Here is a 20,244-nt window from a genome sequence, read left to right as displayed (position 1 = left end):
ATCAAGATGATGGAGTTGGAGTTTGGACGGATCAATCGCCAAAACAAATAAATGCAGCGGCAGTAGGAGATCCTACATTCGATCTTACGAATGGAACCAATTTTAATCCAACAATTTATCACGATGGTAATGATGGACACAATCCAGCTACATCGGTTAAAAATGAATATACCTTGCTTACGATGTCCAGATTGTCAGGGACTCAAAATGCTAGGATTTATAAATCCAATGTTGGAAACTTTTTAATGGGATATTATTCAGGTAAAGAAGATGTGTTATATCTTGATGCTTCACCAAGTTTATTAGGAGGTAAAATAGCAACTACAGATCCGCATTTATATACGTTGAAACGTCAAACCACAGGAGCTTACAATATGTATTCCGCAGGGAAAACGTTATATAGTGGTGCTACTTCGGCTAATTCAACTATTGATTTGGATATTTCGGGTAACTCAGAGCCATCAGCTGCCTATATTTCTGAAACGATTCTTTATGAAAAAGCCTTACCGGCCTTAGACATTCAAAAAGTAGAAAGCTATTTAGCTATAAAATATGGAGTAACATTAGACCAAACGACTCCTTATAATTATGTGGCTTCTAATGGGACTACTATTACATGGAATGCTACAAACAATGCAACCTATAAAAATAATATTGCCGGTATTGGTCGTGATGATTTAACGGCTTTAAACCAAAAACAATCTAAATCGATTAATGCAAATGCGAATTTAACCATTGGTTTGGGAACTATTGCAGCAACGAATATTGCTAATGGAAACAGTTTTGCAGCAGATAAAAATTTCTTAGTATGGGGAGATGATAATGGGCCTCTTTTACCTCAATCAAGTGAGTTGCCATCGGTAGCGAATGCCATTTTCCGTGTAGGAAGAGAGTGGAAAGTACAAGAAACAGGAAGCGTAAGTAATTTAACCATCTCAATGAGTAATATTCCAGAATCAGCTTATGATATAGAATTGTATATTGATACGGATGGAAACGGAAATTTTAATAATGGACCAATTACCAAACATACAGGTACTATATCTGGAGGTGTAGCCACTTTTAGTGGAGTTGATTTAAATAACAATGATGTCTTTACTATTGGGTATTCTAATATTTCTCCTGGAGGAGTTGCAGGAGGATTAGGTGCTTGGTGGAGAGCTGATAAATTAGCAACTGCAACGACTTGGGGTGATTTTAGTGGAAATGGCTTTAATACCACAAAAGAAAGTGCGGGAACATTAACCTTGACCACGGCAGGTGCCAATTTTAATCCTACTTATAGTTTGAGTGGTACTTCTTTTGGATATGCAGTAGGAAATTCAATTTTTGCATCGCCTAGAAATTATGACAATATCTATATCTTTTCTGTGGGAGTACCTAAAGCGGGTCAAAATTTAATAATATGGTCAGAAAGAGCTACTAATGGAAATAATGCTACTTTATTTAAGCTGAATAATAATAGTTTGTATATGGATGCCCCTTATAGTATTCGTGCATCAAGTGTATTTCTTACTGGAGGCGGTGTGAATGACATCCCTAATTTGATTTCTAGTAAGAAAACACCAACTTCAATTACTAACTTTATTCAAGGTAAAGTGGCAACTACAGCCACGGGAACCTTTGCGAGTTATTCCTCTAACAATACAACGAATTTTAATCGTGTTGGAGGTTCATCTGGAACTAATTCCAGTGGAGGTTCAGAATTGTCAGAAGTTATTGTGTATCGAAATTCAAGCGCAATGACAGCAACTCAGGAACTTCAAGTGAATAGTTATTTGGCACTTAAATATGGTATTACCCTAGATCAAACGGTGGCTACGGATTATTTAGCCTCTGATGGTACGACTAAAACTTGGGATGCCACAGTCAATGCGGCGTACTCATTTGATATTACAGGTATTGGTCGTGATGATTTTACCGCTCTAAATCAAAAACAGTCTAAATCAATAAACACCGACAATGTGGTAACTATTGGTCTTGGAACTATTGCTGCCGATAATGCGAGTAATGCCAATACATTTACAGATGATAAAAGCTATTTAGTTTGGGGTAATGATAATGCTGCAACCAATTTACAAACGACCGAGATGCCAGCAGCAGCTTCTGTAAACACTATTTACCGTATGGGAAGAGAGTGGAAAGTGCAGGAAACAGGTGCTGATACAGGACTTTTGTCTGTTTCGTTTAGTAATGTACACCCGTTGGCTACTAGTATTGAACTGTATGTGGATACTGATGGCAACGGTGATTTTAGCAATGCTACGGTAATTACTGGAGGTGTGCTAGCAGGTAAAACAGTAACTTTTTCGAATGTGAATTTGAAAAATAACGATCTATTTACCATAGGTTATACCGTGCCACATCCAGGAGGGGTTACAGGTAGTCTAGCCGTATGGTTAAAAGCAGATGCTGATGTGGTAGGAACCACAGCGGTGACTTCTTGGGCTGATCAATCTACAAATGCACGTGATGCTGATATAGCATTTTCTGATCCAGAGTTAATTGAGGGAGGATTAAACTACAATCCTGTCATTAATTTTGACGGTGATGATTACTTCCGTTTCACAAAAAATTCTTTTGTAACAGGTTATACAGCTGCCGAAGCTATTACAATTTTAAAAAGCAATGCAACAGGGGTTAATGCAGGACATCCGTATGATTTTGGAGGAAATGTTCGTGGTTTCCATTATAAACACAGTAATAGCAATATTTATCAAGGTTCCTTTACTACAGATAATATTGCGTTTAATCCATTGTCGAATACAATTGTGGGGGGGAAATCAGGAGTTAGTAGTGTAACAGGAGATTTTGTTGACGCTAATGTATGGAACATCTATGGTACTCATAGTGCCGCAAGCAATTATGGAATACAGTTTAATGGTCAGGCTAAAATAACTTCAAGTACCAATGTTACAGGCTTTGCTTTATCAACTAATAAAGAAACAATTGGAGAAACAAACTCCTATTATTTTAGAGGGGATATTGGAGAGGTAATATTGTATAGCAGAGTGTTAACTAGTTTAGAGCGTCAACGTGTGAATTCCTACACCGCTTTGAAATATGGTATTACTTTAAATCAAACCGTTCCTTATGACTATTTAGCTTCTGATGGAACGACTAAAATGTGGAACGCAACAGCCAATGCAACCTATAAAAACAATATTGCAGGTATTGGTCGTGATGATTTATCTGCTTTAAACCAAAAACAATCCAAATCGGCTAATGCAAATACAGGATTAAGTATCGGTTTAGGAACTATCGCAACTACGAATGCTGCCAATGGAAATACTTTTGCAGTAGATAAAAATTTCTTAGTATGGGGTAATGATAGTGGTACGCTTGCACCGCAATCGGCTGAGTTGCCTTCAGTAGCGAACGCAATTTTCCGTGTAGGTAGAGAGTGGAAAGTACAAGAAACAGGAAACATCAGTAATTTAACGGTTACAATGAGTAATATTCCAGAATCAGCTTACGATATAGAATTGTATATTGACACTGATGGAAACGGAGATTTTACCAATGGTCCAATTACGAAATATGTAGGTACTATATCTGGTGGTGTAGCTACTTTTACTGGGGTGGATTTAAACAACAATAATATCTTTACTATTGGGTATTCTAATATTTCTCCAGGAGGGGTTTCAGGAGGATTAGGAGCTTGGTGGAGAGCTGATAAGTTGGCAACCGCAACAACATGGGGCGATTTTAGTGGTAATGGTTATGATAGTACAAAAGCTTCAGTGGGAACTTTAAGCTTGACTACCGCAGGAGCCAATTTTAACCCTACGTATAGTTTGAGTGGTTCTTACTTTGAATATGCTTTAGGAAATTCCATTTTTACATCGCCTAGAAATTATGATAATATCTATGTGTTTTCTGTAGGAGTGCCTAAAAATAGTCAAATACTATCGGTTTGGTCAGAAAGAGCAACGAATGGTTATGATGCCACTTTATTCAAACATTCCAACAATAATTTACATTTTTCAGCACCCTATGGATACCAATTAACTACCAATTTTGTAACTGAAGGAGGTGTCAATGATGTGCCTAATTTAATGGCTGGTAGAAAAACACCTACAACTTTTACTAATTACATTCAAGGTAAAGTAGCTGGTACATTAACAGGAACTTATACGGCTTATTCGTCTAACAATACAGTAGGTTTAAACCGTATTGGGGCTACAGGTACTTATATATCTGGAGGAGGATCTGAATTATCAGAAGTTATTGTGTATCGAAATTCTAGTGTAATGACGCCAACTCAGGAACTTCAAGTAAACAGTTATTTGGCACTTAAATATGGTATTACGCTAGATCAAACAGTGGCTACGGATTATTTAGCCTCTGACGGTACGACTGTAACATGGGATGCCACAGCCAATGCAGCCTATTCATTTGATATTACAGGAATTGGGCGTGATGATTTTACCGCTTTAAATCAAAAACAATCCAAATCCATAAACGCAGACAATGTGGTAACTATTGGTCTTGGAACTATTGCTGCCGATAATGCTAGTAATAGTAATGCTTTTACAGGCGATAAAAGCTACTTAGTATGGGGTAATGATAATGCTAGTGTTAACTTACAAACTACTGAGAGGCCAACAGCAGCTTCAGTAAACACCATTTACCGCTTGGGTAGAGAGTGGAAAGTACAAGAAACAGGTGCAGATACAGGGCTTTTGTCTGTTTCATTCAACAACATGCACCCGAGTGCCACTAATATTGAATTGTATGTGGATACTGATGGAGATGGTAATTTTACCAATGCAACGGTAATTACTGGAGGTGTACTAGCAGGTAAAACCGCTACTTTTTCAGGAGTGAATTTGAAAAATAATGACCTGTTTACTATAGGTTATACGGTGCCACACCCAGGAGGGGTTACGGGCAGTCTAGCAGTATGGTTAAAAGCAGATGCAGATGTAGTAGGAACAACAGCGGTTACTTCTTGGGGAGATCAAACCACAAATGTGCGCAATGCGGATATTGCAGTTTCAGATCCCGAGTTGATTGAAGGTGGCTTAAACTACAATCCAGTCATTAATTTTGATGGTAATGATTACTTACGTTTTACTAATAATTCTTTTGTAACGGGTTTTACAGCTGCCGAAGCTATTACAGTTGTAAAAAGCAATGCTGTAGGTGTTTCTACAGGACATCCTTATGATTTTGGAGGAAATGTTCGTGGGTTCCATTACAAACACAGTAATAATAATATTTACCAAGGTTCTTTCACTACTGACCGTATTGGTTTTAATCCATTATTGAATACCATTGTTGATCCAAAAACAGGAGTTGCTGGTGTAACAGGCGATTTTGTTGATACAAATGTATGGAACATCTACGGTACGCATAGTGCTGTTAATAATTACGGAATACAGTTTAACGGTCAAGCCAAAATAAATTCAACTACAAATGTTGTTGGTTTTAATTTAACGACTAATAAAGAAGCAATTGGAGAAACAAGTGGATTTGCTTTTACAGGAGATATTGGAGAGGTAATATTGTACAGCAGAGTGTTAACGAGTTTAGAGCGTCAACGTGTGAATTCATACACTGCTTTAAAATATGGTATAACTTTAAATCAATCGTTCCCTTACGATTATTTAGCCTCCGATGGTACCACTAAAACATGGAATGCCACAGCCAATGCTGTCTATAACAATGATATTGCAGGTATTGGTCGTGATGATTTAACAGCATTGAATCAAAAACAATCCCGTTCTATAAATTCAGATGCTCTAGTAAGCATTGGGTTAGGAACAGTTGAAGCAACAAATCAATTAAATCTGGCTAGTTTTCCAGTAGATAAAAGTTTCTTAGTTTGGGGTAATGATGATGCAACGGTTAATTTGCAAACTATGGAACGTCCAGCAACAGCTAATGCAGTTTATCGTTTGGGTAGAGAATGGAAAGTGTCTAAAGTAGGAACGGTAGGTGCGGTTGCGATTACATTAAGTAATGTGCCAGCAAATGCTTTTAACTTTGAATTATACATTGATACAGACGGCGATTTCACAAATGCAACAGTGATTACAGGAGGTGTTTTATCAGGAGGTGTGGTTACTTTCTCTGGAGTGACTTTTACTAATAATGACCGATTCACTTTTGGTTATACGGCTCCATTTCCAGGAGGTGTTTCTCCAGGTTTAGGTCTTTGGCTAAAAGCCAATGAAGGAACAGGAGGAGTAAATCAAGATGATCCAGTAGGGGTTTGGACAGATCAATCTATTGCTCTTGCAAATGGTATTGCTGTTGGTGATCCTACTTATGATTTGACAAATGGAACTAACTTTAATCCAGCAGTGTATTACGATGGAAATGACGGACACAATCCAGCTACTTCATTTAAAGGAGAATATACTTTGCTGACTCAGTCTAGACTTTCTGGAACGTTGAATGCCAGAATATACAAATCTAATGTTGGAAACGTTGTAATGGGTTATTGGTCAGGCAAAGAAGATGTTTTATATCTAGATAATGCACCAAGTATATTAACAACTGGTCCAGCCGCTACTACTAATCCGCATTTATATACGCTGAAACGTCAAACTTCCGGAGCTTATAATATGTATTCATCAGGTAAAACATTGCATAGTGGCACTTCTTCTGCTAATTCAACTATTGATTTAGATATTTCAGGAAATTCAGAGCCATCTGCGTCGTATGTTTCCGAAACAATAATGTACAGTAGAGCTTTAAACGTAGCTGAAACACAACGTGTAGAGTCTTATTTAGCGTTAAAATATGGTATGACATTAGATCAAACGACTCCTAAGGATTATATAGCCTCAGATGGAATTACCATTAGCTGGAATAGTGGTACCAATGGGGTGTATAATAAGGATATTGCAGGAATTGGTCGTGATGATTTAACTGCTTTAAATCAAAAACAATCCCGTTCAGTAAACACAACTGATCCAGTTACGATTGGCTTAAAAGAAATTGTAGCCTATAATCATTTGAATACAGGAGTGTTTAGCGCTGACAGAAACTTCCTGACGTGGGGGAACGATGCTGGAAATGTAGCCATTCAAACTACAGAACTACCCGCAGTGGCAGCAGCCAGTTATCGTTTGGGTAGAGAATGGAAAGTAACCGAAGTAGGTACTGTAAATGATTTAACAATTTCATTTAAAAACATTCCTTCTACTGCTTCCAACTTTGAGTTGTATATTGATACTGATGGTGATGGCAATTTTGTTAATGCAACTAAGATCACAACAGGTGTTACATTTGCTTCAGGTGTAGTTAGTTTTTCAGGAGTAGATTTAAATAATGGAAATGTCTTTACATTAGGCTATTCTGTTTTATCTCCTGGAGGTGTAATTACAGGTCTAGGCGCTTGGTGGCGTGCAGACAAAAATGCTTCTACTACTGCTTGGGGTGACTTTAGTGGTAATGATCATAATGCTGTAAATAACGGAGCGGTGGTGTTAAATCCGGGAACGGTTAATTTTAATCCTGCTTTTGCATTAACCAATTCATTCTTTGAGTATGTAGGAAATCCAATTTTTGTAGGAGGAAATAATTATGATAATATGTATGTTTTTTCTGTAGGGATTCCTAAGGCAGGACAACATTTATCTATGTGGTCAGAAAGATCAAATAATGCTAGTTATGATGCGTCTTTCTTTAAATTAAATAACAATAATCTGTATATGGATGCACCTAATACGTATCGCGTATCGAATGTATTTGTTACTAAAGGAGGAGTGAATAACAAACCTAATTTGATGGCGGGCAAGAAAACCCCAACATCAATTACTAACTTTATTCAAGGAAAAGTTGCTGCTACAGTTACAGGTACGTATGTTAGCCGTAGTTCATTAGCAACAGGTCTTTTTAATAGAATAGGAGCAACCTCATCATACGTTTCTGGAGGAGGATCTCAATTAGCAGAAGTGGTTGTTTATAAAAATTCAAGTGCCATGACCGCTACACAGGAATTGCAAGTAAACAGTTATTTGGCTCTTAAATATGGTATTACTTTAGACCAAACAACACCACAAAATTATCTCGCATCAGATGGGACTACTAAAATGTGGGATGCTACTGCAAATGCAACTTATTCTAATGATATAGCAGGTATTGGTAGAGATGACATCGCTGCTTTATACCAAAAACAATCAAGATCTGTAAATCGAGATGCGTTGATAACAATGTCATTAGGAGCCATAGCTTCAGATAATGCCAGTAATTCTAACACTTTCGCATCGGATAAAAGTTTCTTAGTTTGGGGTAATGATAATGTTTCTACCACCTTACAAAAAACGGAACGTCCAACAGGTGGAGTGGCTACTTGTTCACATCGAATGGGTAGAGAATGGAAAGTTTCAAATGTAGGCGGAGTAGGACCAGTTTCTGTAACTGTATTTGATATCCCTTCTATAGCTACTAATATAGAGCTATTCGTGGACTCTGATGGAGATTCTGATTTTACGACCGGAACGATTGTAAAATATACAGGTTCATTAGCAGGTAGAACGGCTACTTTTACAGGAGTTACTTTTGCTAACAACGATGTGTTTACTATTGGGTATTCGTCTATTTCACCAGGAGGTGTTTTAGCTGGAATGGGTGCTTGGTGGCGTGCAGATTTAGAGGCCTCTATAAATAATTGGGATGATTATAGTGGTAATGATCATAATGCAACTAATAATGGTACCATTGCACTAAATCCATCGGGAGTAAACTTTAATAATTCATTAGGGTTTAATGGAAGCTCTTTTTATGAATATACAAATTCAATATTTACAAGTTCATTAACCTACACTAAAATGTATGTGTTTTCAGTAGGAATCCCAAAATCGGGAGAATATTTATCTGTATGGTCTGAACAATCAAGCGCTGGGATAGATGCCCGATTGTTTCAAGATAAAAACAATAGTAATGTGTATTTCGATGCTCCTTTTGCAACACGTGCTTTTGGAACTTTGGCTCCAGGAGAGTTTCAAAAACCAAATTTAATGTCTGGTAAAAGAACAGATACAGATATTTATACGTTTGCACAAGGAAAACAAACTGCATCAGTAGGAACAGCTTCAACATTGTTATATTCGGATGGAACGTCTAATCGTATAGGTGCATTGTCAGGAGCAAGTGCATTATCAGGAGCAAGTACCTCATTATCTGAAGTCGTTGTTTATAAAAATCTGGCACCAATGAGCCCAACAGATGAGTTAAAAGTGAACAGTTATTTAGCAATTAAATACGGAATAACTTTGGATCAAACAGTACCTACTAATTACATTTCGTCAGAAAGTGTAGTCGCTTGGAACGCTGCTGTTAATCCAGTATTTAAGCATGATATTACTGTAATCGGTAGAGATGATATCTCAATATTGAATCAAAAACAATCTAAATCTTCTAATGGAGATGATATTGTAACTATTGGTTTAGGTCCTATTGCGGCAACAAATGCGCTAAATACAGGCTCTTTTGCAGCAGACAACGATTTCTTATCTTGGAGTAATAATGATGCTTCGCCAACAGCTGTTTTAACAGCAGGTATTCCTCTAGGTTTTGATCAAAAAATAGATCGTGACTGGCTGGTTCAAACAGTAGGAACTATTGGGGAAGTAACGGTTCAAATACCAGCTTCTGCTGTTTCTAATTTCACAGGTACAGAGGATTTAGTTTTAATTGTAGCTGATGATACTGGTTTTACAACTAATCTAGTTACCGCTCCATTGACACTTAATGGAGGTAATTATGAAGCTAAGTTTGATTTCTCAGGGAATAAGTATTTTACTTTTGGAATATTATTGCCCGATTTTATGCGCCATGGTAAGTATTTCAAAGAGGGTGTAGAACAACCTATGAAATTCTAAAAATTAGGTATAAAAGAGGAAAGGGTAGCTAACTTTATTCCTTTCCTCTTTATAATACATTTCGAAGACAGTACTAATTAATAATAATAAGATGAAAAATCGATACACTATTTTAGGATTATTTCTCTTTTCAAGCATAGCCCTTTCTGCTCAAACCACTAATGTTGGAGATTTAGTTATCCTGCCCAATACCCAAGTAGGGATATTAGATAATTTTAATAATACGGCTTCAGGAACAACGATGAATGATGGAGAACTTTTTATGTATGCCAATTTTAATAATGACGGTTTGTTTTCTTATTTTCCTACTGAAACAACTGGTTTAATTCGTTTTGTTGGTTCCAATGTTCAAAAAATTTCGGGACTTCAACAATCGGATTTTTATAAAGTCATTTTCAATAATGCGAATACACCCACTGCATTTGAATTATCAGGTGATATAAATGTATTTAATAGAGTTGATTTTGTAAATGGAATTGTAGGCAATAAAGTTTTTGGTGGTCTTTTTGTATTTGAAAATAATGGCTATCCCATAACACCTTCCAATAAGAGTCATGTGGATGGGTTGGTAAGTAAAAAAGGAAATAAAGCTTTTGTTTACCCCATTGGAGACGGAATATTTTATAGGCCATCCGAAATTTCAAGACCTTTTACTATCACAGATAATTTTACATCGAAATATTTTAGAGAAAACAGTAATCCAACTTATTCCCATCAACTCAAAGCAGGAATAATTGATATTATTGACGATGCGGAGTATTGGACGCTAACGCGAGATTCTGGAAATTCTAATGTCTTAGTCACACTCTCATGGGATGAGAACACAACTCCGTCCCATATTCTAGCTTCACCAAAATCAGCTTTGCATGTTGTTCGTTGGAATGCAGTTTCTGGTTTTTGGGTTGATGAAGGAGGTATAGTTGATGAAGCAAACAAAACAGTTTCTACAATGTCTGATAGTTCCGGTTTTGGGGTTTTTACTTTAGGTAGAATAAAGGAAAATTTAGCATTACCTGGAAATATAGTTATTTACAATGCAATATCACCTAATGGGGACAGTAGAAACAGCTTTTTCTTTATTGATGGAATTTCTAGATACCCTAATAATTCCGTTTTGATTTTTAATCGCTGGGGAGTAAAAGTATTTGAAACAAATGGGTATAATGAGACAGATAATGTTTTTAAAGGTTTTTCTAATGGTAGATTAACTATAGAAAAAGACAAACAGCTACCTACAGGATCTTATTTTTACATCCTTAATTATGAATATACTGATTCTTCAGGATCAAGAAATATTAGAAAAGCTGGTGATTTATATATTAATGGCGACTAGATTTTTAAGTGTAGCTATAAGTGATGGATTCCATTGAATGTCATATTTTAAATTCATATAAAACAACATAAGATTTTGTTTTTATCGAATTATTTGATCTTTTGACTTTATGGCGTTTTAACTTTCGACTGACTTAGTTGACTCTAATAATTTTTTTGGAACTCATTTTAAAATGAAATAATTTCAACCTACTAATATATCTGTATTATGAAATATATTAAGATACTGCTATTTATTTTAGCAATCAGCAATCAAATTTTTGCCCAGCAAGATGCGCAATTTTCACAATATATGTACAATACTATAGTTGTGAATCCAGCCTATGCAGGAAGCAGACAAGTGTTGAGTTTTAATGGCGTGCATCGTTCTCAATGGACAGGGGTCGAAAACGCTCCCACCACTCAAACAATATCCTTACATAGTCCTGTTTCAAGAGAGGTAGGAATGGGGCTATCTGTTGTTAATGACAGAATAGGTCCTTCTGCGGAGACATCCGCTGCTATAGATTTTTCGTATACCATTCCAGTTGATGATTTTGATACAAAATTTTCTTTTGGTTTAAAAGGAGGAATACATTCTCTTGATGTTGATTTCAGTAAATTAAATATTTATGATCCTAATGATATTCCTTTTCAACAAAATATCACAAATAGATTTTCTCCTGTTATTGGTTTTGGGGGGTATCTTCATAGTGAGAAATGGTATTTAGGTTTGTCTATTCCAAATATTATAAAAACAGATTATTATGACGAAGTTGCTGTATCAACAGCTTCACAACGTATTACTCTTTATTCAATAGCAGGCTATGTTTTTGATCTCAATTATAGATTAAAATTTAAACCAGCAGTATTATTGAAGATGGTTTCGGGTTCTCCTTTGGCTGCAGATCTTTCTTTAAATTTCCTTTTTGACGATAAATTCACATTAGGAGCGTCATATCGTATGGATGCTGCTATCAGTGCACTAGCTGGATTTCAAGTATCAAAAGGATTAATGCTTGGGTATGCGTATGATTTTGACACCACTGAATTTTCTAGATACAATTCAGGTTCACACGAATTTTTTCTGAGATACGAATTTTTTAATAAAGAAAACGGAAAGGTTTCTCCTAGATTTTTCTAAGTATTAACTATAGTAAAAACTAATATGAAAAAAATATATATATTCTTTATAGTCGCGGCCATGTTAAGTGTTTCTACTTTTACGATGAATGCACAAAGTTCAAAATTGGAAAAAGCAAATGCTGATTTTAATATACTGAAATACGCTGACGCCCGGAAAAAATATTTAGATCTTACTAAAAAAGGAAATGTTTCTGAGGAAGTATTACAGAATTTAGGAGATGTTTATTACTACAACTCAGATTATTCCCAATCAAAAGAAATGTATGAGTTATTGTATACAACATATAAAGAAAAAGTTGATAAAATTTATCTGTTAAGATATGCTCAATCATTATTAGCTGTAGGCAATGCTTCTGAGGCAGAAGTCATCTATGATAAATTTTTGAAAAAAGGAGGGGTAAATAATGATTTTAAATCGGTTAAAGATTATATAAAAATTATAGATAAACACACTGATAGATATGTTTTGGGATTTTTACCAATTAATTCTAAAGGCACTGATTTTGGCGGTTTTATCAATGACGGACATTTCTATTTTTCATCCAATAATAGTAGCGCAATAAATAAGAAGATTGATCAATGGTCTGATAAAAATTTTTTAGACATCAAAGTTGCTGATTATGATGAGGTAAATCATGTATTTGGAACGGTCAAGGAACCTAAAGGGAAATTAAGCACAAAATACCATGATTCATCTCCTATAATTACTAAAGATGGAAACACAATGTATTTTACAAGAACAAGTGTTTCTTTAGATAAAAAAAATAAAGGAAAACAAATTGATAGGTTGAAAATTTACAAAGCTTCTAAAATTAATGGAAAATGGGATGCTATTGAAGACTTATCCATTAATGGAGAAACTTATTCTAATGCACATCCAGCTTTAAGCAATGATGAAAAAAAATTGTACTTTTCATCAGATATGCCTACAACTCTTGGTCAAACAGATATTTTTTATGTAGATATTGATTCCAATGGTTCATTAGGTACACCTCAAAATTTAGGGCCATCGGTAAATACAGTAGGTAGAGAATCTTTTCCATATATATCTTCTGATAATGAGCTTTATTTTTCCTCTGATGGTCATTTTGGTTTTGGAGGACTGGATGTGTATTATATTGACTTATCGAAGGACAATAAACAATTGTTTAATATTGGAGCCCCTATAAATAGTTCTTCGGATGATTTTTCATTTTCTATAAATAATAAAACAAACAAAGGTTTTTTTAGTTCCAATAGAAACCAAGATGACAATATATATAGTATTGTTCAAATTTTGTCGGTTAAGAGTGTTTTGTTGTATAATATAAGAGGATTGGTTGTTGATGCTGCCACTAATAAACCTCTAGCAAATGTTAATTTAAAAGTGCTTGATAAGAATAATAATATCATTGCTCAATTTACATCGAATAATAAAGGAGAGTATGCATTTGAATTAAACACTTTGCAAAGAGTGGTTATTAATGCCGAAACAGAAGGTTATAAAATCACTACTGTTCCTGTAGAAGTTAGAGAAGATTCAAATGTTTTTAATATTTCGATGACTAAAAACGAAATAGAATGGCATAAAAATAACGATCTAGCAAAGATTTTAAAATTAAAAAATATTTATTTTAATTTTGATAGTGCTCGTTTGCGTTCAGATGCCTTGGTTGAATTGGATAAAATAGTTTTAAATATGGTGAAATCCCCAAAATTACACATTGAAGTTAGATCTCATACGGATAATAGAGCTAATGAAGCTTACAACATGAAACTCTCTTATGAAAGAGCCACATCAACCCTTTTATATTTAATCAAAAAAGGAATTAATCCAAACAGATTATCTGCAAAAGGTTTTGGTGAAAGTCAGCCTTTGCATAAATGTGAAGTGTGTACGGAAGCTCAAAATCAAGAAAATAGAAGAAGTGAGTTTATTATAATAAACGATTAATATTCTTTACTCTTAGGATTTTCTTGCAGTAGATTATAAGACTAAATGGTATAATATAATGTTGATTTAAACTAGTAAAGACAGCTCATTTTTGAGCTGTCTATTTGTTTTGTGGAAATTATCAAAGTTGGATGGTGATTTTATCTCAGCTTATTTTAGAACAAACAAAATTATAATATAGTCAAATTATGACCATTGGTTTTTTATTATATTTTTGATTAATATCATACTAATGATTTTGACATATGCACAAAGTTTACATGGTTTAAACTTTTAATTGTTAACCAAAGCAAAGATGAAAATCTTATTTGTTTTCATACCTTTGCTTCACATGAAGAAAAAACAGATTGTCATAGCACTATCTTTATCAGTAACTCTATTGTTGTCAATAGTGTTACAATCTTTTCATGCCCATGTCCATTATTTGGAGCAATTAGCACAACCTACGTGCCACCACGATAATCACGGAAATAAATCTCAAATCACGCATCAGCATTACAAAGCGGAGAGCTGTTCGGTTTGTCATTTTGCTTTTGGGAACTACATTACCACTGATGTTTATCAGGATCAGCTTTATATCAATTATAAGTTAATCCCTTATTTTTCGGTTACATCCAAGAAAATAATCTCTTTCTCAGGGAGCCTATATTCCCTTCGAGGCCCTCCTTCAATTGTTTAAATTCATTTTTTTAAACCATTAAAAAATTAAGTTTCATTTCGTGAAAACTTAGTTGATTAATTAATGGTATAAATATGGTTTTCCCTTTAGTTTCCACTATTTCCACTATTTTTTTAGAAAACAAAAATGACCATTTTTGTCTTCTAAAAAGGTATCATTGAACTCGGGGAAACGGTTCAAATAGAGTCTCATATCGTGAGAATTATTACAAATTTCAGGCATTCGTCTCACTCTCCTCTCGAAAGGGTTAGGAAACGATGCAACTATATACTTATTTAATGAAAAAATATATTATTACCCTAGTTTTAGGGTTCACAGCTTTGTTACAAGCACAAAATAAATTATCAGGAACGATCATTGATTTAAGGAATCAGCCATTAAAAGGAGTTTCTGTTTATATATCCGACTTGCACAAAGGAACGACGACCAATGAGAATGGAAACTATCAGTTCACTAATTTACCCAACGGAAATCTAAACTTGAGTTTCAGCTTTGTCGGTTTTACTACCCATAATAAAAGCATTAATGTGCAACAAAAAGAAACAGTGGTAGATTTCCAGATGGAAAATACCTTGTTCGAGATGGATGAAGTCCTTGTCTCAACGGCTTTCAACAAAATCCAGTCACAAAACGTGATGAAAGTGGAACATGCTTCCATTAAAGAATTACAACAGCATGGAACCTCAACATTAATTGAAGGGTTGTCTACCATTCCAGGGGTATCGCAAGTTTCTACGGGAACATCCATAGGTAAACCAGTAATTCGTGGTTTGAGTGGAAATCGTGTTTTAGTCTATTCCCAAGGAGTACGAATTGAAAACCAACAATTTGGAGACGAACATGGTTTGGGATTAAATGATTCTGGCATCGAAAGTGTAGAGGTTATTAAAGGTCCAGCTTCATTATTGTATGGATCGGATGCCTTGGGAGGGGTTTTGTATTTTAATCCCGAAAAATTTGCTGATGCACATACGTTTAAAACAAACTTCAGTCAAAGATTATTTTCGAATACTTTAGGTTCGAATACTTCTTTAGGTATAAAAACATCCACTGAAAACTGGAGATTTATAGCTCGCGGAAATTTTTCAACCCATTCGGATTATACCATTCCAACGGATGAAAGAGTAACCAATTCTCGTTACAATGAAACGGATTTTAAAACAGGAATTGGCTATAGTAAAGGCAGTTTTTCCACGGTTTTTAGATACAATTTCAATAAATTAGATTTAGGATTACCAGAAGAAATAGCTGATCAAAACACGACTAAAAAAACCGATTATCCTCGTCAAGGTGTCAACAATCATCTGTTGAGTTTGAACTCTGTGGTTTATTTTAAGAATTCGAAACTTGATTTGGATTTAGGTTATATTGCCAATGACCGTCAAGAATTTGAAGACAGTCCAATAGCCACTTTACGCATGAAACTGAATACTTTTAATTACAATGCAAAGTATCATTTGCCTATAATTGGTAAAATGGAGTCTATTGTGGGAGTGCAAGGAATGCATCAAACCAATATTAATTTTGGCGAAGAATATTTAATTCCAGATGCCAAAACCAATGATTTCGGCGTTTTTGGAACTGCTAATTACGATTGGAAATCGAATGTGATTCAAGGAGGATTGCGCTATGATAATCGAAAAATATCTACTCAAGAACATGGTACAATTGGGGAAGAAGGCTATTTTAATCCCATCAATAAATCTTTTGATAGTTTCAATGCCTCGTTAGGGTACAAAACTAATTGGAAAGATTTTACATTACGCCTCAATCTAGCTTCAGGATTCAGAGCGCCTAATCTAGCTGAACTTTCGTCAAACGGTGTACATGAAGGAACCAATCGTTACGAAATAGGAAGTGCCAACTTGAAAAACGAGCAAAACATTCAAACCGATTTGAACCTAGAATACAAAAACACGCATTTCGAGTTTTTTATCAATGGTTTTTACAACCATATTAACCATTATATTTTTACTTCGCCTACGGGGGCAGTTTTGGAAGATAATGTGGTTTTTGAGTACATTCAGGACGATGCTAAATTATTTGGTGGAGAGGTAGGTTTGCATTTGCATCCACATCCATTGGACTGGCTACATTTTGAAACCAGTTTTGAATCGGTTACAGGTCAAAAACAAAACGGCGATTACCTGCCTTTGATTCCAGCTAACAATTGGAATAATTCTATTCGTGCCGAATTTGCAATCAAAAACTGGGTAAAAGAAGGATTTGCGACTTTCAATCTTACTACTACTTTCAACCAAAATAACGTTGATAATTTTGAAACAAAATCTAACGGTTATACGTTGTTAAATCTTGGTTTGGGAGGGAAATTGACTTTAGGTAAAACGATTTTCAATGTAAATCTAAACGGGAACAATTTATTGAATAAAAGTTACATCGCTCACCTTTCCCGCTTAAAAACAGATGGAGTTCCTAATATTGGGAGGAATATCGTTTTAGGTGTCAACTTCGATTTATAGTTTTTTAAACATATAAGTTATATAAGCTTTTTGTTTTTAAACCATTTAAGAAATTTAAGAGGATATAAGCTTTTAACATATTTTTTAAACATATAAGTCATATAAGTTTTGAACCATTAAGGCGTTAAGAGTATTAAGTTTTTGAGCTTACTATTCTTGATTTCTTAGTGGTTTTTTACTTTTTATATCGGCGCTTATCTGCTTTATCTGGGTGCCACTAATTAGTATTAATCATTAAGATTTTTTTAATCTGCGAATCAGTGGTTGTTTTAAATCATTAAACTTAATTTTTCTTAACTTCTTAATGCGGATATTTTTTAAGTATCTAAAGTTTTAAAAACTTATATGACTTATATGTTTAAACATTTTTATCTCTATTTTTGTTCAGCACACCACATTTCAATATGAAAAACATCTTATTTTTAATGACAGCAATCACCGCCTTTGGTCAAAACCAAACCCCAATACAATATCCAAAAACCGAAAAAGGGTTCGTAATCGATACCTATTTCGATGCCAAAGTTCCCGATCCGTACCGTTGGCTCGAAGACGACCGTTCCCCTAAAACAGAAGCTTGGGTCAAAGCCCAAAACAAAGTAACTTTTGAGTATTTAAACCAAATTCCGTTTCGCAATGCCATCAAAACCCGCATGGAACAACTGTGGAATTACGAAAAAGAAGGTACTCCTTTCGTTGAAGGGAAATTTACGTACTACTATAAAAACAACGGACTTCAAAATCAATCCGTTTTGTATCGAAAAGACCAATCTGGTCGTGAACAAATCTTCTTAGATCCTAATACATTCTCGACAGATGGAACCACCTCAATGGGCGAAATCAGTTTTTCCAAAGACGGTTCTCTTGTAGCCTATTCCATTTCCGAAGGCGGAAGTGACTGGCGCAAAGTCATTATTCTAAATGCCGTTACTAAACAACCCGTAGACGAGACCATCATCGATGTCAAATTTAGCGGACTCTCTTGGTTTGGCAACAAAGGCTTTTATTATTCCAGTTACGAAAAACCAAAGGGTAGCGAACTTTCCGCAAAAACAGACCAACACAAATTGTATTTTCATGCTATTGGCACCAAGCAAAAATTGGATAAAGTCATCTTTGGAGAAAGCCAAAAACGCCGTTATGTAGGTGGTTCAGTTACAGAGGATGACCATTTTTTGGTCATCACAGCGGCCAATTCGACTTACGGTAATGAACTCTATATTCAAGATCTTTCGAAACCAAACAGTGCTATAATTACGCTTGTGGATAATTTTGAAAGTGACAACACAATCATCGATAACCAAGGCAATCAACTTTTTATAGAAACGGATTTTCAAGCGCCCAATAAGCGCATTGTAACCGTTGACTTCCAAAATCCAACAGTCAAAAACTGGAAAAATTTCATTTCAGAAAATCAAAATGTACTCAATATCAGTACCGCAGGAGGTTATTTCTTTGCGCATTATATGCAAGATGCCGTTTCCGTTGTAGCGCAATATGATACCAAAGGTCAAAAACTACGAACCATTCAACTACCAGATTTGGGGACGGCTTCTGGTTTCAGTGGTAAAAAAAAGGAAAAAATTTTATATTATACTTTTACCAATTACACCACTGCAGGAAATAGTTATGCGTTAGACACACAAACAGGAAAATCAACCCTTTACCGAAAATCAAAAGCCCAATTCCAGTCGGATAATTATGAAACCCATCAGGTATTTTACCCATCCAAAGACGGAACCAAAATTCCTATGATGATTACCCACAAAAAAGGAATTCAACTCAACGGACAAAACCCAACTATTCTTTACGGTTACGGCGGATTCAACATCAGCTTGACACCGAATTTTAGTATCTCGAATGCCGTTTGGATGGAAAACGGCGGAATTTACGCCGTAGCCAACCTTCGTGGTGGTGGTGAGTATGGCAAAAAATGGCACGATGCTGGTATACAGCAACAAAAACAAAACGTATTTGATGACTGTATCGCCGCCGCCGAATATCTAATTGCCCACAACTACACCAGTCCAAAATTCCTCGCCCTCCGTGGTGGCTCAAATGGCGGATTGCTCGTGGGTGCTGTCATGATCCAACGTCCTGATTTGATGCAAGTCGCCCTGCCTGCCGTGGGTGTACTCGATATGTTGCGTTACCACACCTTTACCGCAGGTGCAGGCTGGTCCTACGATTACGGTACCGCACAGGATAGCAAACCCATGTTTGACTACCTCCGCAACTACTCGCCCATACACAATGTCAAAGCAGGTACCCAGTATCCCGCCACGCTCATCACCACGGGCGATCATGATGACAGAGTAGTGCCCGCCCATAGTTTCAAGTTTGCCGCCGAATTGCAAGACAAACAAACGGGCAGCAATCCTACCCTTATTCGCATAGATGTCAAAGCGGGTCACGGAGCTGGAAAATCAGTAACTGCCACCATTCAAGAAAATGTAGATATACAGTCGTTTACACTCTACAATATGGGAATTACACAATTGCCAAAATAAGAATTAGGAGCATAATAACCTCGTTTTTTAATTTCGCCTCGTCCTGCTGTCCGCTATATCCACGCCAAAAAAGGCGTGGGATGCCGCTCCTATCAGGGCTAATTAGAATGAATCATTTTCAAAATTATATAGAAACCGTTAGTCGAGAGATTAGCGGTTTTTTTGTGTCTTAATTTGTTGAAAACTAAAAATATGTGCGGACAATTGTAGGCGGGTCAATTGTAAGTGAATGTTTAATTTTATTTTAAAAGAAAAAAGAAAATTTAATTGCGGTAAATTCTAAGATTAAATAGTATGCTATTTGATAAATATTATAAGGGGGTTTTAGGTCGTTTGGTATAATTTTCAA

Annotated in this window: 7 protein-coding genes; all 7 read left to right on the top strand. The window is 35.5% G+C overall.

Features of this window, described 5'->3' with window-relative positions:
* Positions 1–173: 173 nt before the first annotated feature.
* Positions 174–9,839 carry a beta strand repeat-containing protein gene (locus WBQ70_RS14205; protein ID WP_423915343.1) on the top strand — a complete coding sequence of 3,222 codons (9,666 nt, stop codon included), beginning with the start codon at positions 174–176 and terminating at the stop codon, positions 9,837–9,839.
* Between the two features lie 91 nt (positions 9,840–9,930).
* Positions 9,931–11,172 (top strand): gliding motility-associated C-terminal domain-containing protein, encoded by a 1,242-nt coding sequence (locus WBQ70_RS14200; RefSeq protein ID WP_423915341.1) that lies wholly within the window; start codon positions 9,931–9,933, stop codon positions 11,170–11,172.
* A 207-nt stretch (positions 11,173–11,379) separates the two neighbouring features.
* Positions 11,380–12,294, top strand: coding sequence for a PorP/SprF family type IX secretion system membrane protein (locus WBQ70_RS14195; RefSeq protein WP_423915339.1), 915 nt, complete (start codon positions 11,380–11,382; stop codon positions 12,292–12,294).
* Positions 12,295–12,318: 24 nt separating this feature from the next.
* Positions 12,319–14,229 carry an OmpA family protein gene (locus WBQ70_RS14190; protein WP_423915337.1) on the top strand — a complete coding sequence of 637 codons (1,911 nt, stop codon included), beginning with the start codon at positions 12,319–12,321 and terminating at the stop codon, positions 14,227–14,229.
* Between the two features lie 331 nt (positions 14,230–14,560).
* Positions 14,561–14,908 carry a hypothetical protein gene (locus WBQ70_RS14185; protein WP_423915336.1) on the top strand — a complete coding sequence of 116 codons (348 nt, stop codon included), beginning with the start codon at positions 14,561–14,563 and terminating at the stop codon, positions 14,906–14,908.
* Between the two features lie 278 nt (positions 14,909–15,186).
* Positions 15,187–17,388 (top strand): TonB-dependent receptor, encoded by a 2,202-nt coding sequence (locus tag WBQ70_RS14180; protein ID WP_423915334.1) that lies wholly within the window; start codon positions 15,187–15,189, stop codon positions 17,386–17,388.
* Positions 17,389–17,792: 404 nt separating this feature from the next.
* Entirely contained in the window at positions 17,793–19,895 is a 2,103-nt protein-coding gene (locus WBQ70_RS14175) for a prolyl oligopeptidase family serine peptidase (RefSeq protein ID WP_423915333.1), read from the top strand.
* The last annotated feature ends 349 nt before the right edge of the window (positions 19,896–20,244 follow it).

It is taken from the genome of Flavobacterium sp., assembly GCF_049590715.1.
Lineage (GTDB): Bacteria > Bacteroidota > Bacteroidia > Flavobacteriales > Flavobacteriaceae > Flavobacterium.
This window is presented reverse-complemented; position numbering and strand designations above follow the sequence as displayed.